This window comes from Xanthomonas sp. JL1 (assembly GCF_038405005.1).
This window is the reverse complement of record NZ_JBBYGR010000049.1, coordinates 1-26,033: the sequence shown is the minus strand read 5'-3', so window position 1 is coordinate 26,033 and position 26,033 is coordinate 1. Positions and strand designations below refer to the sequence as shown.

At 64.3% G+C, this 26,033-nt stretch carries 20 protein-coding genes; 14 read left to right on the top strand and 6 right to left on the bottom strand.

Annotation, left to right across the window (positions count from 1 at the left end):
* Positions 1-126: 126 nt before the first annotated feature.
* From map to asnB, 8 genes are all read left to right on the top strand, one after another.
* Positions 127-903, top strand: a complete 777-nt coding sequence (map, locus tag WJW29_RS11470; RefSeq protein WP_011258707.1) for a type I methionyl aminopeptidase — start codon at positions 127-129, stop codon at positions 901-903.
* Positions 900-3,509 (top strand): [protein-PII] uridylyltransferase, encoded by a 2,610-nt coding sequence (locus WJW29_RS11465; RefSeq protein WP_011408332.1) that lies wholly within the window; start codon positions 900-902, stop codon positions 3,507-3,509. Before map ends, WJW29_RS11465 begins: the two co-directional genes overlap by 4 nt.
* Positions 3,510-3,525: 16 nt before the next feature.
* Positions 3,526-4,722, top strand: a complete 1,197-nt coding sequence (gene dapD / locus WJW29_RS11460; RefSeq protein ID WP_012445174.1) for a 2,3,4,5-tetrahydropyridine-2,6-dicarboxylate N-succinyltransferase — start codon at positions 3,526-3,528, stop codon at positions 4,720-4,722.
* Between the two features lie 82 nt (positions 4,723-4,804).
* Positions 4,805-5,125: a hypothetical protein gene (locus WJW29_RS11455; RefSeq protein WP_011408333.1), complete on the top strand. Its 321-nt coding sequence runs from the start codon at positions 4,805-4,807 to the stop codon at positions 5,123-5,125.
* Between the two features lie 59 nt (positions 5,126-5,184).
* Positions 5,185-5,541, top strand: coding sequence for a Spx/MgsR family RNA polymerase-binding regulatory protein (locus WJW29_RS11450; RefSeq protein ID WP_011408334.1), 357 nt, complete (start codon positions 5,185-5,187; stop codon positions 5,539-5,541).
* Positions 5,538-6,038 (top strand): GNAT family N-acetyltransferase, encoded by a 501-nt coding sequence (locus WJW29_RS11445; RefSeq protein WP_011408335.1) that lies wholly within the window; start codon positions 5,538-5,540, stop codon positions 6,036-6,038. Before WJW29_RS11450 ends, WJW29_RS11445 begins: the two co-directional genes overlap by 4 nt.
* 4 nt (positions 6,039-6,042) lie before the next feature.
* Positions 6,043-7,173 carry a succinyl-diaminopimelate desuccinylase gene (gene dapE / locus WJW29_RS11440; RefSeq protein WP_011408336.1) on the top strand — a complete coding sequence of 377 codons (1,131 nt, stop codon included), beginning with the start codon at positions 6,043-6,045 and terminating at the stop codon, positions 7,171-7,173.
* 294 nt (positions 7,174-7,467) lie between these two features.
* Positions 7,468-9,162 carry an asparagine synthase B gene (gene asnB, locus WJW29_RS11435; protein ID WP_011258712.1) on the top strand — a complete coding sequence of 565 codons (1,695 nt, stop codon included), beginning with the start codon at positions 7,468-7,470 and terminating at the stop codon, positions 9,160-9,162.
* A gap of 68 nt (positions 9,163-9,230) precedes the next feature.
* On the opposite strand, the gene hpaM is transcribed toward asnB, so the two are convergent.
* The 3 genes from hpaM to WJW29_RS11420 all read right to left on the bottom strand — a co-directional run bounded on the left by hpaM (position 9,231) and on the right by WJW29_RS11420 (position 15,820).
* On the bottom strand, positions 9,231-10,283 hold the full coding sequence (gene hpaM / locus WJW29_RS11430) for a type III secretion-associated outer membrane-bound protein HpaM (RefSeq protein ID WP_041182087.1): 1,053 nt from the start codon (positions 10,281-10,283) through the stop codon (positions 9,231-9,233).
* 430 nt (positions 10,284-10,713) lie between these two features.
* Complete coding sequence (locus WJW29_RS11425; RefSeq protein ID WP_011258714.1) at positions 10,714-12,840, bottom strand: TonB-dependent siderophore receptor; 2,127 nt, start codon at positions 12,838-12,840, stop codon at positions 10,714-10,716.
* Between the two features lie 562 nt (positions 12,841-13,402).
* Complete coding sequence (locus tag WJW29_RS11420; RefSeq protein ID WP_012445169.1) at positions 13,403-15,820, bottom strand: penicillin acylase family protein; 2,418 nt, start codon at positions 15,818-15,820, stop codon at positions 13,403-13,405.
* A gap of 146 nt (positions 15,821-15,966) precedes the next feature.
* Between WJW29_RS11420 and bfr the strand changes: the two genes are divergently transcribed.
* On the top strand, positions 15,967-16,452 hold the full coding sequence (gene bfr / locus WJW29_RS11415) for a bacterioferritin (protein WP_011408338.1): 486 nt from the start codon (positions 15,967-15,969) through the stop codon (positions 16,450-16,452).
* 455 nt (positions 16,453-16,907) lie between these two features.
* Here bfr and parC read toward each other — a convergent pair whose 3' ends face one another.
* Both parC and WJW29_RS11405 read right to left on the bottom strand, forming a co-directional pair.
* Positions 16,908-19,151 carry a DNA topoisomerase IV subunit A gene (gene parC, locus WJW29_RS11410; protein WP_011258717.1) on the bottom strand — a complete coding sequence of 748 codons (2,244 nt, stop codon included), beginning with the start codon at positions 19,149-19,151 and terminating at the stop codon, positions 16,908-16,910.
* A 60-nt stretch (positions 19,152-19,211) separates the two neighbouring features.
* Positions 19,212-20,063, bottom strand: coding sequence for a helix-turn-helix transcriptional regulator (locus tag WJW29_RS11405; protein ID WP_011258718.1), 852 nt, complete (start codon positions 20,061-20,063; stop codon positions 19,212-19,214).
* A 121-nt stretch (positions 20,064-20,184) separates the two neighbouring features.
* Here WJW29_RS11405 and WJW29_RS11400 point away from each other — a divergent pair, with 121 nt between their 5' ends.
* From WJW29_RS11400 to WJW29_RS11380, 5 genes are read left to right on the top strand one after another with little or no spacing between them, the layout of a single operon-like run.
* Positions 20,185-20,625, top strand: a complete 441-nt coding sequence (locus tag WJW29_RS11400; RefSeq protein WP_012445167.1) for a MarR family transcriptional regulator — start codon at positions 20,185-20,187, stop codon at positions 20,623-20,625.
* On the top strand, positions 20,622-22,139 hold the full coding sequence (locus WJW29_RS11395; RefSeq protein ID WP_011258720.1) for an AdeC/AdeK/OprM family multidrug efflux complex outer membrane factor: 1,518 nt from the start codon (positions 20,622-20,624) through the stop codon (positions 22,137-22,139). Before WJW29_RS11400 ends, WJW29_RS11395 begins: the two co-directional genes overlap by 4 nt.
* 10 nt (positions 22,140-22,149) lie before the next feature.
* On the top strand, positions 22,150-23,343 hold the full coding sequence (locus tag WJW29_RS11390) for an efflux RND transporter periplasmic adaptor subunit (protein WP_027703877.1): 1,194 nt from the start codon (positions 22,150-22,152) through the stop codon (positions 23,341-23,343).
* Positions 23,344-23,349: 6 nt separating this feature from the next.
* Positions 23,350-24,930, top strand: a complete 1,581-nt coding sequence (locus tag WJW29_RS11385; protein WP_011258722.1) for a DHA2 family efflux MFS transporter permease subunit — start codon at positions 23,350-23,352, stop codon at positions 24,928-24,930.
* 50 nt (positions 24,931-24,980) lie between these two features.
* Positions 24,981-25,715, top strand: a complete 735-nt coding sequence (locus WJW29_RS11380; RefSeq protein WP_011258723.1) for a serine hydrolase domain-containing protein — start codon at positions 24,981-24,983, stop codon at positions 25,713-25,715.
* On the opposite strand, the gene WJW29_RS11375 is transcribed toward WJW29_RS11380, so the two are convergent.
* A partial coding sequence (locus WJW29_RS11375; RefSeq protein ID WP_146770797.1) for a transposase occupies positions 25,712-26,033 on the bottom strand: 322 nt, incomplete at its 5' end. The genes WJW29_RS11380 and WJW29_RS11375 overlap by 4 nt on opposite strands.

Below are 26,033 nucleotides of genomic sequence, written 5' to 3'. Positions count from 1 at the left end.
CACATGCATGGGCGGTCGCGACGGGATTTTGCTGCACCGTCCGCTTGGCGCTGCACCGCTAATGTTCTGCAAAAAACGTCGGCGTGGATCGTTCAGATTCATGCCGAATCGGCGATAATCGCGTTCATGAGCGTCAATCTAAAAACGAAAGAAGAAATCGAACTGATGCGCGTCGCCGGCCGCCTGGCCGCCGAAGTGCTCGATGTCGTGGCCCGCTATGTCCAGCCGGGCGTGACCACTGCCGAGCTGGACCGCATCTGCCATGACCACATCGTCAACGTGCAGGGCACCATTCCTGCCAACGTGGGCTACCGCGGCTTCCCCAAGAGCGTGTGTACTTCCGTCAACAACGTGATTTGTCACGGTATCCCGAGCGCCGCCAAGGTGTTGAAGGATGGCGACATCGTCAATATCGATGTCACCGTCATCAAGGATGGCTGGCACGGCGACACCAGCCGCATGTATTACGTCGGCACGCCGTCGGTGATGGCCAAGCGTTTGGTCGACACCACCTATGAAGCGATGTGGCGTGGGATCCGCGCGGTCAAGCCGGGCGCTACGCTGGGCGATGTGGGTCACGCCATCCAGAAGTTCGCCGAGTCCGAGCGTTTCAGCGTGGTGCGCGATTACTGCGGCCATGGCATCGGCAAGGTCTACCACGACGAGCCGCAGGTGATGCATTACGGCCGTCCAGGCGAAGGGCTGGTGCTCAAGCCGGGCATGACCTTCACCATCGAGCCGATGATCAACGAAGGCACCTATCACCATAAGACCCTGCCCGACGGCTGGACGGTGGTCACCAAGGACCGCAAGTTGTCCGCACAGTGGGAACACATGGTGGCGGTGACCGAAGACGGCGTGGATGTGCTGACGCTGTCGGCCAATTCGCCCGCGCCGGTATGACGGACGCGCCGGCGGAGCGACCCGACCCAAGCGTCGCCGGCGACGCGGACTGGGCCGCACAGGCCCGTCCGCTGCTGGTGCATGCGGACATGCGGTTGCGCAAACGCTTCGACCAAGGCGAACCGATCGAGCGGCTGGTGGCGCTGCGCGCACGCGCGGTCGATCAATTGATGCGCAACGCCTGGACCCGCTGCATCCCGGCCGACAGTGGCCTGTCGCTGCACGCGGTGGGCGGCTACGGGCGCGGTGAGCTATTCCCGCGCTCGGACGTGGACGTGTTGGTGCTGGGCGATAGCGTGGCCCAGCAACGGCATGAGCAACACCTGTCGCGCTTGTTCGCGTTGCTGTGGGATGTGGGGCTGCCGATCAGCCACGCGGTGCGCTCGCCGACGCAGTGCATGGTGGCGGCGGCCGATCAGACCGTGCTTACCGCCTTGATCGAATCGCGGGCCCTGGTGGCCGATGCCGCTGCGCGCGCTGCATTGGCGGCGGCCATCGCGCCGCAACGCGTATGGCCGCCGCGCGATTTCTTCCAGGCCAAGCGCGAGGAATTGCTGGCGCGCCACCAACGCTTCGGCGACACCGCGGACAATCTCGAACCCGACATCAAGGACGGCCCAGGCGGTTTGCGCGATTTGCAGACATTGGGTTGTATGGCCTTGCGTGCGTTCGGAGTCAAGGACGTGGAGGCATTGGTCGGGCTGGGCCATGTCGGCTGCGACGAAGCCGCCGCGTTGCGTCGCGAGCGCGAAGAACTGGCCCGCCTGCGGTTTGGTCTGCACATCGTGGCCAACCGGCCGGAAGAGCGCCTGCGTTTCGATTATCAAAAGACCCTCGCCGAACGGCTGGGGTTTGCCGACGACCTGGAAAGCCTGGGCGTGGAAAAAATGATGCAGCGCTTTTATCGCAGCGCTGCGTTGATCCGCCGCATCAGCGACCGTCTGCTACAGCGCTTTGAAGAACAGTTCGATGGCGAAGCGACACCGGAATCGCTGGGTGGCGGCTTCAGCCTACGTCGCGGCTATCTGGCTGCCGACTCGGACAGCTGGCCGGGCGACGATGTGTTGCAGGTGTTTGCACTGTTCGTGCACTGGGCGGCACATCGCGAGGTGCGCGGCCTGCATTCGTTGACTGCGCGCGCGCTGGCCGAGGTGCTGCGCGAGTTTCCGGCGTACGACGTTGCCGATGCCACCGCCCGCGAGCTCTTCATGGCGCTGCTGCGCGGCACGCGTGCGGTGGAAACGCTTAATCGCATGGCGCGGCTGGGCGTGTTGGGCCAGTGGATTCCGGCATTCGCCAGCGTCTCCGGGCGCATGCAGTTCGACCTGTTCCATGTCTATACGGTGGATCAGCACACATTGATGGTGTTGCGGAACATCGCGCTGTTTGCCGCTGGCCGCGCCGATGAGCGTTTCTCGATTGCGCATGAAGTCTGGCCGCGTCTGCGCAAGCCGGAACTGCTACTGCTGGCCGGGCTGTTTCACGATATCGCCAAGGGCCGTGGCGGCGATCATTCCGAATTGGGTGCGGTGGATACGCGCGCGTTCTGCCTGGCGCATCGCCTGAGCGAAGGCGATACCGAACTGGTCACCTGGCTGGTGGAGCAGCACCTGCGCATGTCGGTCACCGCGCAGAAGCAGGACATCTCCGACCCGGAAGTGATCCACCGTTTCGCCACGTTGGTCGGCACACGCGAGCGTCTGGATTATCTGTATCTGCTGACCTGCGCCGACATCGCCGGCACCAGTCCCAAGTTGTGGAATGCATGGAAAGACCGCTTGTTGGCGGATCTGTATTTCGCCGCGCGTCGCGCCTTGCGCGAAGGGGTGGAACATCCGCCGCCGCGCGAGGAGCGCCTGCGCGAAGCGCGCGAATCCGCGCGTGCGCTGATGCAGGCGCAAGGGCATGACGATGCCACCATCGACCGGCAATTCGCCGGCATGCCGGACGAGAACTTCCTGCGCTTCCGTCCCGAGCAACTGGCCTGGCAGGCGGCGTCGCTGATCGAAGTGGAGATCGCCCAGACCCTGGTCAAGGCACGGCGCGCGGTGCCTGACAACGATGCACTGGAAGTGTTCGTGTATTCGCCCGACCGCGATGGGCTGTTTGCGGCCATCGTCGCCACTCTCGATCGCAAGGGCTACGGTATTCACCGTGCACGCGTGCTGGACGCGCCACACGATGCGATCTTCGACGTGTTCGAAGTGCTGCCGCGGGACACCTACGCCGATGGCGACCCGCAGCGGCTGGCAGCAACGCTGCGCCAGGTGCTGGCCGGCGACCTGCAGCAGGTGCGGCCGGCACGGCGTGCAGTGCCGGGCCAGTTGCGGCATTTCCGCTTCGCACCGCGGGTGGAATTCAGCGAAAGCGCCGATGGCCGACGCACCCGCATCAGCCTGGTCGCACCCGATCGCCCCGGCCTGCTGGCCGATGTGGCGCACGTATTGCGCGTGCAGCACCTGCGCGTGCACGACGCGCGCATCGCCACCTTCGGCGAGCGTGCCGAAGACCAGTTCCAGATCACCGACGAGCACGACCGCCCGTTGTCCGAATCCGCCCGGCAGGCCCTGCGCGATGCACTGTGCGCCTGCCTCGACCCTGTCTAGCACTCCGGAGACCCCCATGGCCACCAGCAAGAAGACCGCGCCCAAGCAGAGCGCGACCACCAACAAGGCAACGTCCAAGCCCACGCGCGCAACGCGTGGCAAGGCTGCCAAGGCGCCGGTTGCCGCCTCCAAGCCGCTTGCTGGCGTCGGCAAAAAGAGCGCTGCTGCCGGTGCTATCGGCAGCAAGGCCGCTGCACCGAGCGCTGCAGGCCACACACCTGCCGCAAAGAAGGCAGCCAGCAAGCAAGCGTCTTCTACTGCACCGCGCGTGGCCAAGCAGCCGACCAAGGTGGTTTCTGCACCGGCCGCAGAGAAAGCTGCTGCGGCAAAGAAACTGCCGATTGCCGAGCAGGCCGTGCACAGCGCCGCAACGCAGGTGGGCAGCGATGAACTCAAATTCGGTATCGAAAGCGCGTTCGAACGGCGCGCCACGCTGACCATGGACGAGATCGACGGCTCCACGCGCGCAATGGTCACGCGCGTGATCGACGGCCTGGAAAGCGGCGAATTTCGCGTCGCCGAGCCGGACGGGCAGGGCGGCTGGGCCGTCAACGCGTGGTTGAAAAAAGCCGTGCTGCTGTATTTCCGCGTCAACGAGATGGCGGTGATCGATGCACAGCCGGCGCCGTTCTGGGACAAGGTGGAATCGCGCTTTGCCGGCTTCCATGAAGCGCAATTCCGCAAGGCCGGCGTGCGCGTGGTGCCGGGCGCGGTGGCGCGGCGCGGCAGTTACTTCGGCAAGGACGTGGTGCTGATGCCGAGCTTCACCAACATCGGTGCGTATGTCGGCGAAGGCACCATGGTCGACACCTGGGCCACGGTGGGTTCGTGCGCGCAGATCGGCAAGCATTGCCATCTGTCCGGCGGCGCCGGCATCGGCGGCGTGCTCGAACCGCTGCAGGCCAGTCCCACCATCATCGAAGATCACTGCTTCATCGGCGCACGTTCGGAAGTGGTGGAGGGTGTGGTCATCGGCCACCACAGCGTGATCGGCATGGGCGTGTTCATCGGCCAGAGCACGCGCATCTACAACCGCGCCACCGGCGAGATTTCCTATGGATACGTGCCGCCGTACAGCGTGGTGGTGTCCGGCCAGCTGCCCTCCAAAGACGGCTCGCACTCGCTGTATTGCGCGGTGATCGTCAAGCAGGTCGATGCCAGGACGCGCAGCAAGACCAGCGTCAACGAGTTGCTGCGCGGTCTGGCCGATTGAGTGCCACGCAGCCCGTCGGCGCCATGCTGTCGCGTTCGCCCAGTGGCTGGATCCGTTGGCGCCTCCCGGCCCTGTGGTTGGGATGGGTGCGGTCTACGTTGCCGGCTCGCCGATGCGCGATGGCGTTTCGCAGCAGTTGGACATGCTGCGTTGGCTGGCGCCTGCATTCATGCGGGTGCGGACCTTGCGTCTGGCATGGGCGTCCAGGCGGTGGGCACAGGTCTGCGATGCGGGCGATGCGCGGGAGATCGTCCAACAAGGACGGTCCCAGCGCGTGGATCTTGCCGAGCTGCGCCGCGTCGATGTCGCAGGGCTGGTTCCGCCGCTGCGGATGGCGCTGGAATTCCATGGAGAACGCGCCGATGTGGTGTTCCTGCCGGCACGCTGCCTTGAATACCATTAATTGGCAAACACCCTGTCGCCACGCGCAAGCGCGCGCCGCGCAGTCGAAAAGGGCACACCATGACCACGCTGTACGGATTGAAGAAGTGCGACACCTGCAAGAAGGCGACCAAGTGGCTGGACCGCTTTGGCGTGGCCTACACCTTCGTCGATTACCGCGAGCACAAACCCGAGCCGGAAACGCTGGTCGCCTGGGCCGACCAGGCCGGCGGATTCGATGCCTTGATCAACAAGTCCTCGACCACCTGGCGCCAGTTGCCGGACAACAAAAAGACGCCTGGCTCGCAGGCCGAATGGAAGCTGTTGCTGCGCGAATATCCGCAGCTGATCCGACGGCCCTTGGTCGTCACCGACGACGGCGCGTTGAGCCAGGGATTCTCCGACAACGGTTTCAAGAAGCGGTTTGGCATCGAGTGAACGTGCGGCCGTACCAGTGCGAGGACTGGCACCAGCTGTGTGCCGTGCACGACGCGGCGCGGCGGCAAGCGCTGCGGGCGGCCGGCTTGCCCGAAGCGTTGTTGCCCCTGCCGGTTGCCGCCGAGCGTGAATCACTGTTCGACTACACGCTGCGCGTGGCCGAGCTCGACGGACGCGTGATGGGAGTCGTGGCCTACGATGCGCAGAAGCTCGCCTGGCTGTACGTGGCGCCGGACGCGCAACGGCGCGGCGTTGGCGCCGCGTTGGTTGCAGCGGTCCAGCAGGATCGTCCGAACGGCCTGTCGTTGGAATTGCTGGAAGCAACTGACGCGGTACAGGCGTTCTACCAACGTTGCGGCTTTGTCGTCACCGGCAGCTACGGCGGCCGCATTCCGGGAAATGAGCGTTTTGCGCTGCGCGCGCAGGCGATGCGCTGGCATGGCCCCGATGCTGCTCCAGCGATGCATAAATCAACCGTGTTATCACACAAGGCCTGACGACATGAACGATGTGCTGGATCTGACCTGCGATCTGATTGCACGCGCCTCGGTGACTCCCGAGGATGCTGGCTGCCAGGCACTGCTTGCAGGGCGCTTGACTGCCGCGGGCTTCGCCTGCGAACACCTGCGCCTGGGCGAGGTCGACAATCTGTGGGCAACGCATGGCAGCGGCGCGCCGGTGCTGGTGTTGCTGGGGCATACCGATGTGGTACCGCCGGGCCCGCGCGAGGCCTGGACCAGCGATCCGTTCGATCCGCAGATCCGCGACGGCGTGCTGTACGGTCGTGGCGTGGCTGATATGAAAGGCAGCGTCGCCGCGTTCGTCGTCGCCGCGGAGCAGTTCGTCGCCGCGCATCGAGCGCATGCCGGCACGCTGGCAGTGTTGCTGACTTCGGACGAGGAGGGCGATGCCATCGATGGCGTGCGCCGGGTCGCCAACCTCTTTCTCGAACGCGGACAGGCGATCGATTGGTGCATTACCGGCGAGCCATCGTCCACCGAGCGCTTGGGCGATCTGTTGCGCGTTGGACGTCGCGGCAGCTTGTCCGGCACGCTCACCGTCAAGGGGGTGCAGGGGCATGTGGCGTACCCACACAAGGCGCGCAACCCGATCCATCTGGCAGCGCCTGCGCTGGCCGAACTGGTCGCGCGGCAATGGGACGATGGCTTCGAAAGCTTCCCGCCGACCAGTCTGCAAGTCTCCAATATCCATGCCGGCACTGGCGCCAATAACGTGATTCCCGGCGAGCTGCAGGTGGCCTTCAATCTGCGCTATACGCCGCACTGGGACGCGCCGCGCCTGGAGGCGGAAATCACCGCGCTGCTCGATCGGCATGCGCTGGACTACGCGCTGCGCTGGCACCGCAGCGGCGAGCCGTTCTACACCCCGGAAGGGCGCTTGCGTAGCGTCGCGCGTGAGGTGTTGGGCGCGTTTGCCGGTGCGCCACCGGAAGAGAGCACCGGCGGCGGCACCTCCGACGCGCGCTTCATCGCGCCATTGGGCGCGCAGTGCATCGAAGTCGGCCCGGTCAACGCCAGCATTCATCAGGTCGACGAGCATGTGCGCGTTGCCGATCTGCAAGCACTGCCAGCGCTGTATCGCACACTGATCGAGCGCTTGCTGATCGAGTGAGCGGGTCGCGTGCACACCGTCGTTGCCACTGAAACAGTTGCACCGGTGAAAACGAACGGTTAGCGTCAGCGACATGGTCATTCGCCTTGCCAACCTCAATAACGCCAACCGCAACAATCTGCGCGCGAATAATCGTACGCGGCCGATGCGGGTCTGCGACTAGGCGACGTCCACCAAACGCCCAGGAATCAGAAAACCCGCATCGGCCGATGCGGGTTTTTTTATGGGTGTCATTTTCATGCAGCACGCTCTCTCACCGGCCGCCAACCCCAGCAGTTATTCAGGAGTGTTTCCATGTGTTCCATCTTTGGTATTTTCGGCCTGCAACCCGGTGACGACTTGCAGGCGCTACGCCGGCAGGCACTGGAATGTTCGCAGCGGCAGCGCCATCGCGGGCCGGACTGGAGCGGCGTCTACGTCGATGCCGGGGCCATCCTGGTGCACGAGCGCCTGGCCATCGTCGACCCGGCCGGCGGCTCGCAGCCGTTGCTGTCCGAAGACGGGCAGCTGGCGCTGGCGGTCAATGGCGAGATCTACAACCATCGCGAACTCAAGGCCGAACTGCTGCAGCCGTACGCCTTCCAGACCGGCTCCGATTGCGAGGTGATCAATGCGCTGTATCGCGAAGATGTGCCGGCCTTGTATCTCAATCGCCTCAACGGCATCTTTGCGTTTGCGCTGTGGGATAAGACGGAAGGACGGGTGATCATCGCACGCGACCCGATCGGTGTGGTGCCGCTGTACTGGGGGCACGACCGCGAAGGCCGTCTGCGGGTGGCGTCGGAATTGAAATCGCTGGTGGACGATTGCGCCGATGCGGCGCAGTTCCCTCCGGGCCATTGGTACGACAGCGCCACCGGCGCGCTGAGCCGTTATTACGAGCGCGCCTGGCGCGAATATGCCGAGGTGGAAGGTGTGCAGGTGCAACTGCAGGAATTGCGCGAAGCCTTCGAGCGTGCGGTGCATCGTCAACTGATGACCGACGTGCCGTACGGCGTGTTGTTGTCGGGCGGGCTGGATTCCTCGTTGGTTGCAGCAGTTGCCGCGCGCTACGCCCGTCACCGCGTCGAAGAGAACGATACCACCGAAGCGTGGTGGCCACGCCTGCATTCCTTCGCGATTGGCTTGAAGGGCTCGCCCGATTTGGCAGCAGCGGAAGTGGCCGCCGCTGCGCTGGGCACCGTGCACCACGGCTTCGAATACACCTTCGAAGAGGGGCTGGATGCGTTGCCTGACGTCATTCGCCACATCGAAACCTACGACGTCACCACCATTCGCGCTTCCACACCGATGTTCTTATTGGCGCGGCGTATCAAGGCGATGGGCGTCAAGATGGTGCTCTCCGGCGAAGGCAGCGACGAGATCTTCGGCGGCTACCTGTATTTCCATAAGGCACCGAACGCGCGCGAATTCCATGAAGAGCTGGTGCGCAAGCTCGACGCGCTCAACAACTACGATTGCCTGCGCGCGAACAAGTCGATGATGGCCTGGGGCGTGGAGCCGCGCGTGCCGTTCCTGGATCGCGAGTTCCTCGATGTGGCGATGCGCATGGACGCCAGTTTCAAAATGATCGACAAGACCAGCAGCGGCGCGGCGCGCATGGAAAAAGGCGTGCTGCGCGAAGCATTCGCAGGCTATCTGCCCGAGTCGATTCTGTGGCGTCAGAAGGAGCAGTTCAGCGACGGCGTGGGCTATGGCTGGATCGACGGGCTGAAGGCGCATGCCGCAGCGAACGTCAGCGAACGCGAGCTCGCCGCTGCCGACCGACGCTACCCGGTCAACCCGCCGCAGACCAAGGAAGCGTATTTCTATCGCACCTTGTTCGAGCAGTTTTTCCCCGGACAGTCGGCTGCGGAAACCGTGCCGGGAGGCAAGTCGATCGCGTGCTCGTCGCCAACCGCGATCGCCTGGGATGCGAGTTTTGCCGCGATGGCAGACCCATCGGGCCGCGCCATTGCCGGCGTCCACGCGCAGGCAATGGACTCGTAAGGCTGCCGTAACTGCAGCGGCCGGCGTGCATTGCTGCACGGCCGGCCGCTGCGCTTGGTGCGCGTGTCTTATTGCTCCTGGCGCACGCAATAGCCATAGCGTTGCGGGTCGATATCCACGCCGGGCATATCGGCCTGGTTGTTGCGCCACAGGTTCGGCTTGAAGTCGGTCGCGGTGCAGTTGGCCGCACGGTCCACGCCGATGGTGTAGGTAAATGGCGTGTTGGCGAAGCGGTTGTTCTCGAACACATTGTCCTGGCTCACGCTGTTATCCCAGCACAGGATTTCCGGCGTGCGGTACCGCACCGCACAGGCCAGGAATACACCGGCCACCTTGTTGCCATCGAACTGATTGTTGCTGAAGCGATTACGCCGCGCATCCGAGAGATAGATGCCTTGGCTGCCATTGCGCTCGAAGCGGTTGTTGCGGATCTCGCTGTCTTCCAGGTGTTCGGTGGTTAAACCAGCAGCCACGTTGTCGTGGATGTAATTATTGACCATCGTGACCTTCGCTGTGCGGTTGAACGACACGCCGTCCCAGATTGCACCGGACACATCGTTGTTTTCGATGGTGATCTCGCGGGTGTCGTACTCGCTCAGCAGGCATGCGCTGCGGCACTTGTTGACCTGCAGGCCGGCCAGCCGAATGCCTTGCCCGGACCGCACTACCACCGCGCTATTGCTCAGGTAGGGGCGCTCGGGCATGAACTCTTTGTCGCCAGTGCTGGCGACGATCTGCATGTCTTCGATGCTGACATTGCGGATCACGCCCGTAGGCTGCTGGTTTTCGTAATCGCCGACCACCAGGACCGGCTGCTGCACGCCATCGGCCATGCGCACCACGGTGCTGGGGCCCTGGCCGCGCAGAGTGAAATTGCCGCGGTGGATCGACACCATGCCATTGAGCGGAAACTCGCCTTTTTCCAGGCACAGCACCGCCGGCTTGTCGCTTTGCGGCAGTTTGTCGATGGCTTTTTGCAGGTCCTGTCCAGGACGTACTTTGGCGGTGCAGGCAGTCACAGGCGCATCCGGCGGGCCGGATTTGGCTGGCGGCGCGGCCGAGCAGGCCGTCGCAAACATCAGTGGCAACAGGGCGGAAACGGAGCGGGCAAGCAAAGGCATGCGGATTCCGATCAGTGGGGGGAAGAGGGCGATGCGTGGAGCAGGGCTCCACATCGCGATGTGCTCTAGTGTGTCCCACCGGACGTTAAGTTCCAGCCCATGCGTAGCCGCGCGATTCGGCGCAGGTTCATCACCTTGTCGCGGTTGAGGCTGCATTCGCTGTGCATATGGTTGCAACGTCTGACGTGCGTCACATTGCGGAGGGAACAAAATGACTAGCGCGATCGTCTATCGAACAGCGGTGCGCGCGGTCGTAGTGCAGTGTTTGCATGCCGTTTGCGGATGCGTGTGCATGCGACCAGCTGCAGACCGTGTGTTATTGAACGCTCGAAGCGAGCGTCATGCCGGTGCTGCGTGCGTATCGCACGCGTGATGCGCGCCGACATCGCATGTGCCGACGGACGCAGCGCATACAGCAGCTGCGCCACCGTCAGAAACGATAAGCCAGCTGCGCGTAGATGCGACGCGGCTCGCCGGGGAAATGCCCGGCGCGGGTGTTGAATCCGCTCACCGCATAGACCTTGTCGAACAGGTTTTTGATGTTGATCTGCAGTTTCCAGGCGTCCCAATGCGTCTGCCAGCTGATGTCGTAAATGGCATAGGGTTTGACGCGCTGCCCGTCCAGGCTGACGCGTTCGCCCACGTAGTCGGCACCAAAGGCGATTGCCGAGCGCCATGCCGGCAGGTCATAGCGTGTCCATAGACCGAAGGTGTTGCGCGGTGCATTGGCGAAGCGATTGCCGGACGCATTGGTGATGCCATTGGTGCCCGCATCGAGCACGCGTGCATCGTTGTAAGCGTAGGTGAGGTTAAGTACCCAGCGCTCGGTGAGATCGGTCAGCACGTCGACTTCCATGCCCTCGCTGCGTACCAGACCAAGCGCAGAAAGTTGATTGACACCATCGACGATGCGGCCGTTGGCCTGCAAGATGTTGCTGCGCTCGATGCGATACAGCGCCGTGTTGAAGGTCAGCCCGCCATCGTTGAGTGCCGTCTTCAGGCCCACTTCCCATTGCGTGCTGCGTTCTGGTGCGAACGGACCACCTGCGCTGCTGTCCTGATTGGCGGCATCCTGCGGCAAGAAACCGCTGGCGTAACTTGCATATGCGTTGATGCCCTCGCGCAACACGACGGTGCTGCCGACACGCCAACTGAGATCGTTGCCGGTGACGCGCGAGCCGTCCAGCAGGTTGTCGTCCTTGAAGCCGTCCCAGCGCAGCCCGGCCATCGCATACCAGCCCGAGGTCAGCGTGAGTTCGTCCTGCAGATACGTACCATAGCGTTGGCTACGCGTGCTGGTAGCGCGCCAGGGAAGGCTATGGAGACCGTAATCGTAGAAGCCGCTGCGCCCGTACACGGGGTTGAACAGATCGATGCCCGGCACCGGGCCACGTACGCGTCCGGTATCTGCGGTATTGGCGGTTTGCGCGCGGAAATTGGCGTCAAGGCGGTAGGAGTCCGCGCCCATCAGCAGCGTGTGCTCGATCGTGCCGGTGCTGGTGCGGAACACCGCGTTGACGTTGCTGGAGATTGCATCGTTGTCGCGGTATTGATTGCGCAACTGTCGGGTCATCCACTCGGCAGTGCCATCGCGATCGCGGTCGATCAAGCCCATCGGCTCGTGATAGATCTGATGCTCGTCGTTCTTGAACCAGCGCAGCGCCATGTCCACACTCCACGCGCTGGACGGCGCAAACCGGTACTGCGCGAACGCCACTTTGGCGCGCATGTCCAGGAAGTCGGGGGGTTCGTTGTGGTTCCAGCGCCGGTCGGTGAGGAAGTTGCCGGCGTTATCCACCGGCACGCCACGTAGGCGGTTGCCGCCCAGGTTTTGGGTGATGTCGGTGTATTGCAGGGTGAGTTCGCCGGTGTTGCCGATATCGAAGGCCACCGACGCATCGCCAATCTGGCTCTGGCTATCGGTGTTCCAGCGAAAGCCGTCTTCGCCATCGGCATAGGCGCCGATGCGGTAGCGGATGCGGCCATCTTCGCGCACCGGCCCGGTGGCTTCGAACGAGGCGGCACCGAAGGATTGATTGCCGACCTGCAGCTCCACGCGCCGCGCCGCCTGATGGCCGGGTTTTTGCGTGACATAGTTGATCACACCACCCGGTTCGCCGCCGCCGTACAGCGCACCGGCCGGGCCCTTGAGCACTTCCACGCGCTCGATGTTGAACAGCTGCGGCACCGAGAAGCCGGCATACGGGTCGCTGCGCAGGCCGTCGTACAGCACGTTTTCCTGGCGGAAACCGCGCAATGTCACCCCGGCATAGCTGAAGAAGCTGATGCCGCTGATGCTGCGATACAGATCGGTGATCTGCCGCGCAGCCTGGTCGTCGATCAACTCGCGCGGCAGCACCTGCACCGACTGCGGCACCAGCGCCAGCGGCGTATCGGTGCGCGTGGCGACGGCGGCGTCTTCGGATTTGTAGAGCGTCTGCGCACGGCCGACAACATCCACGCCATCCAGCGCGGTCACGGCGGGTGCGGTGGTCTGTTGAGCGAAAGCAGGCAGGGTATGCAGAGCGAGCGTGGTGACAAGAAGCGTGTGGCGCATTGATCAATAATGGGAATGGTTATCAAATGCATCTTAGCATGATGTGTTTGCCGGATTGCAGAGGTCGCTGCGGCGCTGCGCAAAAAGGGCTTGCTAGCTGATGTGCGATTTGCTTTGGTGCAAATGCAGGTGCCCGCGCGTAAGGACACACGCGAGACGCGAAGTCGCAGAAGCCAGGAATGCAGGCAAGGCAGGTAAGGCAGTCAAATGAGGCAAAGCAGAACGTATGAGAGCGAGGTCTCCCTTCTCCCGCGAGGAGAAGGTGCCCGAAGGGCGAATGAGGGGACGTGCGAAGCCTCGTGCGCTTGTGTGCCTGAGCGTTTTTGAATGGCTAAGGGCAGGGCCACATTGCGCACTCATCCAATACCGCGTGATGGCCGTACCCTCACCCCAACCCCCGCGCCCGCAGCGCGGGCGCTCCAAGGCACGCGCGCCAGTGGCGCGCAATCCGTGCCTCGTCGCCCCCTAGGGGAGAGGGGCGTTGTGGAGCGGCGATGCTTGATCGTTCTTCGTTCTTGTTTTTCTTTCCCTGGCCACTACGCAGCAGCGTTGCTAGTCGCTATTACTGCGGGCGCAATTGCAGCGTGTAACGCGTGGCAGTGGGCAGAAACGGTGTGGGTCTTCCATGCACCCAATCGTCGTGGCCTGCGCCCCAGAACGGCGATAGCGGGTGTCCGCTCTGGCCGCCGGGCATATGCACGATGCCGTCCTGTTCGTGGCCTGGCGAGACCACCATGCGTTCGGACGCGCCAAAGGCCGGGCCTTGCACGCGCGGCATGTCGCGGTCGCCCGGCAGCTGGTCGGGCGGCATGCACAGCCAGCGCTTGGCCAGGGCGGGCAGTGCACGCGCGATGGGGTGGCAGATGGCGGCGGTATTGCGCTGGCCCCAGCTGTGTTGGCCGCCCGGTTTGCCCTGCGCGTCTTCTGCGATCACGCTTGACTGCGCGCTGCGCGCGGCATCGCTGAGCAACTGGTCCCAACTTGCGAACGTTGGCGGTAACAGGTTGGCTGGGCGCTGTTGCAGTAACGGCCAGACGATGCCTTCCAGCTGCGCGCGAGGTGGCGGCAAGAAGTCCTCGCCGAGTGCGGCATGGGCGGGTGCCAACAGGCCGCCTTCCACGGCATCGATGGTCTTGCTGCGGAACTCGCGCACGATGCGGTAGCTGGTCGAAGTGGTGGAGGCATGACCATCCCAATCGCGCATGGCAAGTGCGATCTGTTGCAGTGCCGGATCCTTGCTGTCGGCGACGATGCTGCGCAACAACTGCCACCAGCGCGTGAGCAGCACGGCGCGGTCGTCAAGCTGGATGGCGAGCAGATCGCGTTCGTTGAAGCGCTGCTTTGCGAAGAGCGCGTTGCGAATCTGCTGTGCACGCGCGCCTAGGTCGTAACCGGCATTGCCAAGCGTGGCCAGTTGCTGCGCATCGACGATGCGGTTGTTGGCGGTCCAGAGCCGATGCGACGGCGGGTCGACCAGCGCAGGCGCATTGTCGCTGCGCAGCGACCACGGCAGGCAAGCGCTGGGCGTCGAAGGTGTTGCAGCTGCAGCTGCAGGTGCGCTTGATGCTGCGTTTGGTGCGGGCGCCGAGGTTGCGAGTTCGGCAATTCCACTTGGGCCGCAGCCTGCATTGCGTTCCGGGCGCGCGCCGATCAGGCGCCAGGCGATACGCCCGCTGCGATCGGCCAGCAGCAGGTTCTGCGCCGGAATGCCGGAGCGGTCTGCCACCGCAAACGCCGCCTGAAGATCGCCCGCTGTGCTCATTTGCGCGAAGTCCAACCGAATCGCGCCCGGAAGCTGCGCGGCCCAGCGCAACGCCAGCACGCTGCCGTCGGCGTTGGTGTGCAGCACTGGCCCCCACGCCGCTTCGCGCACCTCCAGACGCACCGGCGCTGCACCGGCCACGCGGATGGTTTCCACATGCGTGGTCAGTGCCTGCGGGTGGCCCGGCGTGGGCGCAGGAATGCGTGCGAAATCCGCGGTGTCGATATAGCTGTTGGTAAACGCCCAGGCCACATGCCCGTTGCTGCCCACCACCACCGCCGGCAGGCCGGGCAGGGTGAATCCGGTGACATCTACTTTGCCATCGGGCGCGTTGCTGTCTGCATAGCGCAGGCGTGCGCGGAACCAGATATTGGGCGGGCGCAGGTCCAGGTGCATGTCGTCGGCAACGATGGCGCGGCCGTCGGTGGTGAGGCTGCCGTCTACTGCGAAGTTATTGCTGCCTGGTATCGGCGTTTCCGCGTGCGGTGCGGTCGCCGGATGCGGTAGACGCCGTAGGTCCAGCGTGGTCGCATCCGGCAAACTGGCATCGCCCAGCGGCGGACCGAACAACGGCGCATCCCAGCTGGAGCCCTGGTGGTCAAGCAACGCCGCCAGCGCGGGCGGCACCACGGCGCGGATGCGCGCGGCGGCTAGCTCGGTCTGGTTGCTGCTGTCCTGCAGGTCTGTGTACATCGCCAGGCCGGTGAGGATGGAGTCGTCCAGTGTCCATGCGCGCGGTGTCTGGCGCAGCAGCAGATAGGGCCAGGGCCGCACCCGCAGCGCGGCCAGCCCGGCGTTGACGCCGTCGGTATACGCCTGCAATGCAGCGCGTTGGCTGCCGGCGGCGATGTCCAGGCTGGCATGCACGCGGGCCCGCAGGCGGTGCACGCGGTTGCGCTTGTCCAGGTCTACGGCCTTGGCGCCGAACAGCTCGGACAACTCGCCGGCCGGTGCGCGGCGCATCAAATCCATTTCGAAATAGCGCTCCTGCGCGTGTACGTAGCCGAGCGCACGCATCGCATCGAGCTGATTTGTGGCATCAATGGTGACCACGCCGAGCCCATCGCGCTGCACGCTGACCGGCGCAGCCAGGCCGCTGAGGGCGCCCTCGCCATCCAGCTGCGGCAAGCTGCCGCGCATCAATAGATAGAGCGCCAGGCTGGCCGTCAGGGCCAGCAGTACGATTCCCAGCAGCAGCCGGCCCAGCCATTTACGCATTGTCGGTTCCTTGAGCTTGGTTGACGTGCGGTCGGCGGACATGACCGTGGCGGGTCTGGCCGCAAGCGCAACTGAAAGTGATTCCGATTAGATCATTGCACGCCTGCTTAGGGCACCATGCGCGCATTGCGTCGTTGGAGCACACCATGAAAGGCCATCCCGAAGTCGTCGATTACCTCAAGCAGCTGCTACGCGGCGAATTGGCGGCGCGCGATCAATATTTCCTGCATTCACGCCGCTACGAGGATCAGGGGCTGATGGCGCTGTACGAGCGCATCAACCATGAGATGGAAGAAGAAACCGAGCACGCCGACGCGTTGTTGCGGCGCATCCTGTTCCTGGAAGGCGACCCGGACATGCGACCAGCCGAGTTTGCGCCCGGCAAGACCGTGGTGGAGATGCTCGAGCGCGATCTGGTCGTCGAATACGAAGTGCGCGCCGCGCTCGCCGCCGGCATGAAGCTGTGCGAAGACCACGGCGATTACGTTAGCCGCGACATATTGCTCAAGCAGCTGCAGGACACCGAAGAAGATCATGCGTGGTGGCTGGAGCAGCAGCTTGGCCTGATCAAGCGCATCGGTCTGGAGCTGTACCAGACCTCGAAGATCGACAAGGGCCACGCTGCCGGTTGAGCCGGCAGCCCACGCTGCGCAGTCGTCTGGCTGACGCAGCGTGGGTATCGGCTCGGCATGGAGTACGAGTGCCTTGCCATTCGCGACGATTTGCTGATGAAAGCCGGTCTGTCCGAGCTGCCAACGTTCCAACCAGAAGTTCGTGTCCATGCGTCGCCTTGTCAGTGGCTGTCTCCACTGTGTTCATTCGAAATGGCGGGTCACGCGCGCTCTGATGCAGTGCTCAGCGTTGACGGTAAGTTCAGCGCTTGCATCTGTTACACCTAGAAGAGCGGGTGATGCAATGCCGGCGCTGCAGCAGTTTTATTTCCTGAAACGCGACACGTGCTGCCGCGCCTCAGGTCCTTTGAGGCGTACAAAAATGCCGGTCTTGCTGCCGCGCGCCGGAAAAGTAAGCAGCCTGAGGCGACCGCAGTTTCAATCGCGCCGCTGCGCGCCAAGTGAGTGAGCAATAGTTACTGCACCTCCAATCCATCCACCTTTTGCCACCCGCGCGGCAACAGCGCCCCGCGGCTCGCACGCGCACCCACATACGTGTCCAGGTCCTTGAACGACAGGCTCATCGTGCGAGCGCCGCTGCGCACCAGCAGCGTGTTGCCGGGTGCTACCGCGACCACTGCCACCACGCGTTCGGTACCGAGCTTGGCCTTGGGGATCTCGATGATCTTGTTGCCTTTGCCCTTGTCCAGTTCGGGCACCTCCGTGGCCGGCACCGCGAGCAGGTTGCCGGCGCTGGTCACGGCGACGATGCGATCGGTTTGCGGGTTGCTCACCTGGGCCGGCGTCAGCACATGCGAGCCGGTGGTCAGGTTGAGCATCGCCTTGCCGGCCTTGTTGCGGCCAGTAAGATTTTCGAAGCGGGTGACAAAGCCGTAGCCGTGCGAGGACGCCAGCACGAAGCGGGTGGCGTTGTCGGCACTGGCCATGACCTGGAACGCTGCGCCCGACGCCGGCGAGAACCGCCCGGTCAAGGGTTCGCCGTTGCCACGCGCCGAGGGCAGGGTGTGCACGGCGGTGGAATAGGCGCGGCCTTCCGAATCCAGGAACGCCACCTGGTGCGTGCTGCGGCTACGCACCGCCGCCAGCAGGCCGTCGCCATCGCGGTAGGACATGCCGGCCGGATCCACCTCATGCCCCTTGGCCGCGCGCACCCAGCCCTTTTCCGACAGCACCACCGTCATCGGTTCGCTGGCGACCATCTCGGTTTCGTCGATGGCCTGCGCGGCGCCACGCTGCACCAGCGGCGAAAGGCGCGCGTCGCCGAACTTCTTGGCATCGGCAGTGAGTTCGTCCTTGATCAGCTTCTTCAGCTTGGTCTTGCTTTCCAGGATCGCCATGATCTGCGCGCGTTCCTTGGCAAGTGCTTCCTGCTCGCCGCGGATCTTCATTTCTTCCAGGCGCGCCAGTTGGCGCAGCTTGGTTTCCAGGATGTATTCGGCCTGTTCCTCGCTCAACGCAAAGCGCGAGATCAGCACCGGCTTGGGTTCGTCCTCGCTGCGGACGATGCGGATCACTTCGTCCAGGTTGAGGAAGGCGATCAACAAGCCTTCCAACAGGTGCAGGCGACGCTCGACCTTTTGCAGTCGATGGTCGAGGCGGCGGGTGACGGTGTCGCTACGGAAGGTCAGCCATTCGCTCAGCAACTGGCGTAGATTCTTCACCTGCGGGCGGCCATCCAGGCCGATGACGTTGAGATTGCAGCGGTAGCTGCGCTCCAGATCGGTGGTGACGAACAGGTGGCCCATCAGCTGTTCGGCATCGACGCGATTGGAACGCGGCACCAGCACCACCCGCACCGGGCTGGTGTGGTCGGATTCGTCGCGGATGTCTTCCAGCCACGGCAGCTTCTTGGCGCGCATCTGCTGGGCGATCTGCTCGATCACCTTGGACGGCGACACTTGGTACGGCAGCGCGTCGATGACGATGTTGGCGTGTTCTTTCTTGTATGTGGCCCGTGCGCGCACGCTGCCGTGGCCGGTTTCGTAAATCGCACGCAGGTCGGCGGCCGGGGTGATGATTTCAGCGGTGGTCGGATAGTCCGGCCCGAGCACGTGTTCGCACAGTTCGGCAACCGTGGCATCGGGGTTGTCGAGCAGCCGCAGCAGCGCGCTGACGATCTCATTGAGGTTGTGCGGCGGAACGTCGGTGGCCATACCCACGGCAATGCCGGTGGTGCCGTTGAGCAGCAGGTGCGGCAGGCGTGCCGGCAGCCAGGTGGGCTCTTCCAGGGTGCCGTCGAAGTTGGGTGCCCAGTCGGTGGTGCCTTGGGCGAGTTCGCCCAGTAGCACTTCGGCGATCGGGGTCAGCTTGGATTCGGTGTAGCGCATCGCCGCGAACGACTTGGGGTCGTCGGTGGAGCCGAAGTTGCCCTGGCCTTCGATCAGCGGGTAGCGGTACGAGAACGGCTGCGCCATCAGCACGAGTGCCTCGTAGCAGGCGCTGTCGCCGTGCGGGTGGTACTTACCGATCACATCGCCCACGGTGCGCGCAGATTTCTTCGGCTTGGCAGCGGCATTCAGGCCCAGCTCGCTCATGGCGAAGATGATGCGCCGCTGCACCGGCTTCAGGCCGTCGCCCAGGAACGGCAGGGCGCGGTCGAGCACCACGTACATCGAATAGTCGAGATAGGCGCGTTCGGCGTACTCGCGCAGCGGCAGCTGTTCGAAGCCGTGGAAGGTGGGGCGGGTCAGATCGGTCATGTAAAGCCAGGTCCTGCGTGGGAGGAGTCCGCACCGGGGCGTGGACTCGAAGAGCGCCGATTATCCGGATGCGGCGGTGGATGCCAAGCCGCGCGCGTGGGAGCTGGCGAAATAACGCGCCGGCGGGGCGCCGAAATGGCGGTGGAACACACTGACGAAGGCGCTGGGGCTGCTGTAGCCGAGTTGGTCGGCCACCTGCGCCACTGCGTTGCCCTGGCTCAGCCGCCGCAAGCCTTCCGCCAGCCGGGCCTGCTGTCGCCACTGCGCAAAACTCAGGCCGGTCTCGTTGCGGAAATGCCGGCTCAGGCTGCGCGGCGACAGTCCGCCCCAGTCGGCCCATTGCTCCAGTGAACGCGGGTCGGCGGGGGTGTCGAGCAGCTGGCGGGCGATCCGCAGCAGCCGGCGGTCGGCCGGCATCGGCAGGTGCAGGTGGTCGATCTGCACCTGCCGCAGCTCCTCCAGCAACACCGCGGCTAGGCGTTGCTGGGCGGCATCCAACGGCTGATCCAGCGGCCAGCTGGCGGCCCGCATGATGGCCTCGCGGGCCAAGCCGGTCAGTCGGATCACCCGGCCTTGCGCAGGCAGGGTGACGCAGGCATCGGGCCGCACCCCCACGCCCCAGCCGCGCATGGGCCCGGCCGGCTCGACCGTGTGCTGCCGTCCGGGCGGCAACCAGCCCGCGCAGCCTGGCGGCAGCGACAAGGTGCCTTGTTCGGTATGCACGGTGAGCATGCCGTGTTCCACATACATCAGCTGGCCGCGGACATGCGCGTGCCAAACGGTTTCTGGCGCCCAGACCTCGCGCAACTCGGCCAGGAACGCGATCAGCACCGGGCCATCGGCCTTTTCGAAGCTGGTGCGCACGCCCGGTGGCAATGCGTCGATCCGGGTTGGCGAGTTTTCGATACTCATTGGCCGAATTGTATTACCACGCCAGTACGCACGCCGCGTGAGGTGGAGATCCTTGCGGGCGGTTTAATCCCCAGTGGTATAATTGCTTTTACAAATATATTTTTCGGAAAAAATGCAGTGCATGAATGTGCCGTCCACCGCCGCGCCGTCGTTCGGCCTGCTGCTGCGTCAGGTACGTGATGCGCTAATGCGCCAGCTCGATGCCGAGATGAAGGGCGAACTGCCCGATTTCGGCTTCAGCCACTACGTGGGCCTGAAGGTTCTGGCGGTGCGCTCGCCGTGCACAGCCAACGAACTGGCGCTGGCGCTGGACCAGACCCCGAGCGCGGTGACCCGCCTGCTCGACAAGCTTGAAGCGCTGGGCGCGGTACGGCGCGAGCCGCACGCGCAGGACCGACGCGCACTGCAGATTGTCATGACCGAACAGGGCGTGGCGCTCTGGGAGCGGCTGCGCTTGCGCGGCGAACGCGCCATCGAGCACGGCCTGCGCGATCTGTCTGCGCCCGAGCGCGAACTTCTTACCTCACTTCTCATCCGTGTCCGCGATGCACTCAACGCATGAACGCTGCTAGTTCCCCGACCCAGACGTTGCGCCCGCGCTCGATGCGCTTGGCGCGGCCGTTCGTTATCACTGCCCTTGCGCTGGCGCTGGCCGCCTGTGCCAGCAGCCGTGGCCTAACCCCGCAGGGTAGCGTGCTGGATCCCAGCAGGCTGCATGCGGAGCGCACCCTGGCGCAGCAAACCACGCTGAGCCCGGCCGCGTGGCCGGCCAGCTATTGGTGGCGCGCCCTGGGCGATGCGCAGCTGGACGCGCTGATTGCCGAGGGCCTGCAGCACAGCCCCAGCCTTGCGGCGGCCGACGCGCGCTTGCATCGGGTGCAGGCCCGTATCGACACTGCGCAGGCCAATCGTGGCCCCAGCTTGTCGGTGTCCGGTGGCTACACCGGCCTGCAGCTGCCCGAATCCTTGGTCGGCGAAGAGATCGGTGGCAAATACGGCGGTAGTGCGCAGCTCGCGTTGGAGTTCCGCTACGGCGTCGATCTGTGGGGCGGCAAGCGCAGCGCGTGGGAAGCGGCGGTCGATCAGGCGCATGCAGCCGAAGTGGATGCGCAGGCGGCGCGGTTGAATCTGTCGTCGGCGATTGCCGAAGGCTATGCGCAGCTTGCTTACGCATGGAGTTTGCATGACCTGGCCAATGACGAATTAGGCCGCGCGCAGAAGCTGCTGGAATTGACCCGGCAACGCCGCAGCGCCGGCATCGACAGCGAGTTGCAGGTGCGTCAGGCGCAGGCGCGCGTGCCGGCTGCGCAGCAGCAGCTGCAGTCCGCGCAGCAGCAGATCGACGAAGCCCGCACTGCGCTGGCGGCGTTGGTCGGGCAGGGCCCGGATCGCGGCTTGGACATCGCCCGCCCGGTGCTGGGCGGGGGCATTGCCACCCAGTTGCCGAGCATGCTGCCGGCCGATCTGCTCGGCCGTCGTCCCGACGTGGTCGCCGCGCGCTGGCGCGTGGAGGCGGCCGACAAGGACATCGCGGTCGCCAAGACCCGCTTCTATCCCAGCCTCAACCTCACTGCGCTGGGCGGTGTGATCAACCCGGATGTCGGCAAGTTGCTGGACAGTGGCTCGGTGTTCGGTCTGGTCGCGCCGGCGCTGAGCCTGCCGATCTTCGACGGCGGCAAGCTGCGCGCCAACCTGGCCGGCAGCGATGCGCAATACGACCTGGCCGTGGCCGACTACAACCAGAAAGTGATCTCTGCGCTGCGCGAAGTGGCCGACCAGGTCACCGCCGTGCGCTCGCTGCAGCAACGCGCGCAGGCGCAGAACGACGCCGTGCAGACCGCCATGGCGGCCTTCGATCTGGCCCAGCAGCGCTACCGCGCCGGCATCGGCAGCTATCTGGAAGTGCTTCGCGTGCAGGAGCAGGTGCTCGTCGCACGCCAACGCATGGCTGGGCTGCAGTCTCAACAACTTCTGGCCTCGGTGAGGTTGCAGCGTGCGCTGGGCGGCGAATTCACGCCGGAGCCCGCGCGCGATACCGCACACACCGCGCCCACTTCCGCACAACCGAATTCCTGAGACATCGACGATGAGCCAGACGACTTCAACTTCTCCTCAACCCGCACCAGCCGCGCCCAGCAAGCGCCGCGCTGCGCTGCGTATCGTGGCCATTGTGGCGATCCTGGCGATCATCGGCCTGGTGGTGTGGTACTTCCTGGTCGGCCGTTGGCACGAAGACACCGACGACGCGTACGTACAGGGCAACCAGGTGCAGATCACCCCGATGGTGGGCGGCACTGTGGTGAGTATCGGCGCCGAAGACGGCATGCGCGTGGAGCGCGGCCAGTTGCTGGTGCAACTGGACCCGGCCGACACCGAGGGCGCGGTGCAGCAGGCCGAAGCCAATCTTGCCAAGACCGTGCGTCAGGTGCGCGGTCTGTATCGCAGTGTTGAAGGTGCACAGGCCGAATTGTCCGCACGCGAGGTCGCGCTGCGCAGTGCGCGCTCAGACTTCGCACGGCGTAAGGATCTGGCTTCCACCGGCGCGATCTCCAACGAAGAACTCGCGCATGCCCGCGACGAACTGGCCGTGGCCGAAGCGGCCGTGAGCGGCTCGCGCGAGAGCTTTGAGCGTAACCGTGCGTTGGTGGACGACAGCGCGGTGGCCAACCAGCCGGACGTGCAGGCCGCCGCCGCGCAGCTGCGTCAGGCGTATCTGAATCATGCGCGCACCGGCGTGGTGGCGCCCGTGTCGGGTTATGTCGCACGGCGCGCGGCACAAGTTGGCCAGCGTGTGCAGCCGGGCAGCGTGCTGATGCTGGTGGTGCCGCTGGAGCAGGTGTGGGTGGAAGCCAACTTCAAGGAGACCCAGCTCAAGCACATGCGTCTGGGCCAGGAAGTGGAACTGCATTCGGATCTGTACGGCGGCGGCGTGAGCTACACCGGCCGTATCCAGAGCCTGGGTCTGGGCACCGGCAGCGCGTTCTCGCTGTTGCCTGCGCAGAACGCCAGCGGTAACTGGATCAAGATCGTACAGCGCGTGCCGGTACGCATTGCAGTGGATTCCAAGCAGCTGGCCAGCAATCCGCTGCGGATCGGGTTGTCGATGAAGGTCGAAGTCAAGCTGCACGATCAGCAGGGCAGCGTGTTGCCGACCAAGCTCGCCAACGCTGCGGTGTTCTCCACCGACGTGTATGCGCAGCAGCTCAAGGCTGCCGACGCCGACGTCCAACGCATCATCCAGGACAACCTGCCGTCGCAGGCTGCCAGCAAGGCGGGCTAAGCCATCATGTCTTCGCAAGCTCCCACCGCGCCCGGCGGCCCGGCGGCGCCGGCGCCCGCGGCGGGTTTTCGACCGGCCAGCGTGGCGTTGTGCACCGTGGGCCTGGCCATGGCCTCGTTCATGCAGGTGCTGGACACCACCATCGCCAACGTCTCGCTGCCCACCATCGCCGGCAACCTCGGCGCCAGTTCGCAGCAGGCCACCTGGGTGATCACTTCGTTCGCGGTCAGCACCGCGATCGCGTTGCCGTTGACCGGTTGGTTGAGCCGGCGCTTCGGCGAAACCAAATTATTCGTGTGGTCCACGCTGGCATTCACCATTGCCTCGCTGCTGTGCGGGCTTGCGCAGAGCATGGGCATGCTGGTGGTGGCGCGTGCGTTGCAGGGCGTTGTCGCCGGGCCGATGTATCCCATCACCCAGAGTCTGCTGGTGTCGATCTATCCGCGCGAAAAACGCGGGCAGGCGCTGGCGTTGCTGGGGATGATCACCGTGGTGGCGCCGATTGCCGGGCCAATTCTCGGTGGCTGGATCACCGACGACTACAGCTGGGAATGGATCTTCTTGATCAACGTGCCGCTGGGCATCATCGCCAGCAGTATCGTGGGTTCGCAGTTGCGGCATCGCCCCGAACAGCTCGAAAAGCCGCGCATGGATTACATCGGCCTGATCCTGCTGGTGGCCGGTGTGGGTGCGCTGCAGTTGGTGCTGGACCTGGGCAATGACGAGGACTGGTTCTCTTCCGACAAGATCGTGGTGCTGGCCTGCGTCGCTGCGGTGGCGCTGGTGGTGTTCGTGATCTGGGAGCTGACCGACAAGGACCCCATCGTCGATCTCAAGCTGTTCCGGCATCGCAACTTCCGCACCGGCACGTTGGCGATGGTGGTGGCGTATGCCGCGTTCTTCAGCGTGAGCCTGCTGATCCCGCAATGGCTGCAGCGCGACATGGGTTACACCGCGATCTGGGCCGGCCTTGCGACTGCGCCGATCGGCATCCTGCCGGTGCTGATGACGCCGTTCGTGGGCAAATACGCGCTGCGCTTCGACCTGCGCCTGCTGGCTACCATCGCCTTTATCTTCATGTCATTCACCAGCTTCTTCCGTTCCAACTTCAACCTGCAGGTGGACTTCAGCCATGTGGCGACCATCCAGCTGGTGATGGGCGTGGGCGTGGCGCTGTTCTTCATGCCGGTGCTGCAGATCCTGCTGTCGGATCTGGATGGGCGCGAAATCGCTGCAGGTTCTGGTCTGGCCACCTTCCTGCGTACGTTGGGCGGAAGCTTCGCCGCATCGTTGAGCACCTACCTGTGGGCACACCGTACCCAGGTGCATCACGCGCACATCACCGAACACATTTCGGTGTACACGCCCGGCATGCAGGAACGACTGGCTGCGATGGGGCAGGGCGACCTGAAGCGTGGCGCTGCATCGCTCAACAACATGATCAACCACCAGGCGTCGCAGATGGGCTTCAACGACATCTTCTATCTGCTTGGTTGGACCTTTCTGGCAATCATCTTCTTCCTGTGGCTGGCCAAGCGGCCGTTCGGCGCCGGTGCCGGGAGTGCAGCGGCGGCAGCGGGGCACTGAGCCCCTGTTGAGGGGCTGCTAGACTTGCGCCGTCAACGCAGGAGCGGGCGATGGGCATGTGGTCGGCAGCGATGGTATGCAGGCAAATGGATCTGCTCGATGGCAGGTCACCAGTGCAGCATCAAGTGCAATCTCGTCGATTGCGTCAGCCGTCCAAACGTCTGCTGTGCTGGCTTGCCGCTGCGGGGATGCTTGTCGCGCAGGTGTGCTGTTTTCCGGCGATCGCCGCGCCTGCGTCGCTTGAGGACGCGTTGACCCAACAGCTGCATGTCAACCGTCAGCGTTGCGGCATTGTCGGGCAGGCGGTGTCTGTTGTGCACAACGGCAAGCCGCTATTTGGCGGCGTCGATGGGCTTGCTGGTATGGACATGAAGCAGCCGGTAACGCCAGAGCAGATCTTTCCTGCGTTTTCGGTGAGCAAGCTGTTTGTGAGCACGCTGATCATGCAACTGATCGATCCGGGTCAGCCGGCAAGACAGTATTTGCCCGGATTGCTGCAGCGCTGGGAACACATCAGCCTTGCGCAACTGCTCAAGCATACCTCTGGCCTGCCAGCGTATTTCGAGCCGTCGCAGATGAGCGGCACGGATAAAGCCAGCGCTTCATTTCCAGCAACTGCGCAAGCGCTGTTAGAAGTGTTGGTTGCGAGACCGTTGCTTTGTGTGCCTGGCAGCGAAACGCGCTATGTCAACACCAACGACGTCGTTCTTGCGCAGCTCTTGCAGGCGCATGACCGCATGCCCTGTGCACAGGTGGCATCAGAGCGAATCATTAGGGCCTGTTAACACATTCGAAGCCCATCAACGACCAGAACGAAGCTGAGGAAGCCAAGGAACATGACATCCAGCTGCTCGAAGCGCGTGAAAATCCGTCGGTAGCCCTTCAAGCGACGGAACAGCCTCTCCACTTCGTTGCGCCGTTTGTACATTTCCTTGTCGTACTCCCAAGGATCGACCCGATTGGACTTGGGTGGAACCACCGGCACGAAGCCAAGATCGAGCGCCAACTGGCGGGTTTCATTGCCTTCGTAAGCGCGATCCATCAGCAGATGAACCGGCCGCTCCACTGGCCCCAGGTGTTCAAGCAACGCGCGGCCTGCGGGT

Coding starts and splice junctions, on each gene's coding strand:
- WJW29_RS11450 (WP_011408334.1), top strand. CDS start 5,185: ATGACCACGCTGTACGGATTGAAGAAGTGCGACACCTGCAAGAAGGCG.
- WJW29_RS11465 (WP_011408332.1), top strand. CDS start 900: ATGACGGACGCGCCGGCGGAGCGACCCGACCCAAGCGTCGCCGGCGAC.
- dapD (WP_012445174.1), top strand. CDS start 3,526: ATGGCCACCAGCAAGAAGACCGCGCCCAAGCAGAGCGCGACCACCAAC.
- WJW29_RS11455 (WP_011408333.1), top strand. CDS start 4,805: ATGGGTGCGGTCTACGTTGCCGGCTCGCCGATGCGCGATGGCGTTTCG.
- WJW29_RS11380 (WP_011258723.1), top strand. CDS start 24,981: ATGGGCATGTGGTCGGCAGCGATGGTATGCAGGCAAATGGATCTGCTC.
- dapE (WP_011408336.1), top strand. CDS start 6,043: ATGAACGATGTGCTGGATCTGACCTGCGATCTGATTGCACGCGCCTCG.
- bfr (WP_011408338.1), top strand. CDS start 15,967: ATGAAAGGCCATCCCGAAGTCGTCGATTACCTCAAGCAGCTGCTACGC.
- hpaM (WP_041182087.1), bottom strand. CDS start 10,283: ATGCCTTTGCTTGCCCGCTCCGTTTCCGCCCTGTTGCCACTGATGTTT.
- WJW29_RS11390 (WP_027703877.1), top strand. CDS start 22,150: ATGAGCCAGACGACTTCAACTTCTCCTCAACCCGCACCAGCCGCGCCC.
- WJW29_RS11400 (WP_012445167.1), top strand. CDS start 20,185: ATGAATGTGCCGTCCACCGCCGCGCCGTCGTTCGGCCTGCTGCTGCGT.
- map (WP_011258707.1), top strand. CDS start 127: ATGAGCGTCAATCTAAAAACGAAAGAAGAAATCGAACTGATGCGCGTC.
- parC (WP_011258717.1), bottom strand. CDS start 19,151: ATGACCGATCTGACCCGCCCCACCTTCCACGGCTTCGAACAGCTGCCG.
- asnB (WP_011258712.1), top strand. CDS start 7,468: ATGTGTTCCATCTTTGGTATTTTCGGCCTGCAACCCGGTGACGACTTG.
- WJW29_RS11425 (WP_011258714.1), bottom strand. CDS start 12,840: ATGCGCCACACGCTTCTTGTCACCACGCTCGCTCTGCATACCCTGCCT.
- WJW29_RS11405 (WP_011258718.1), bottom strand. CDS start 20,063: ATGAGTATCGAAAACTCGCCAACCCGGATCGACGCATTGCCACCGGGC.
- WJW29_RS11385 (WP_011258722.1), top strand. CDS start 23,350: ATGTCTTCGCAAGCTCCCACCGCGCCCGGCGGCCCGGCGGCGCCGGCG.
- WJW29_RS11395 (WP_011258720.1), top strand. CDS start 20,622: ATGAACGCTGCTAGTTCCCCGACCCAGACGTTGCGCCCGCGCTCGATG.
- WJW29_RS11420 (WP_012445169.1), bottom strand. CDS start 15,820: ATGCGTAAATGGCTGGGCCGGCTGCTGCTGGGAATCGTACTGCTGGCC.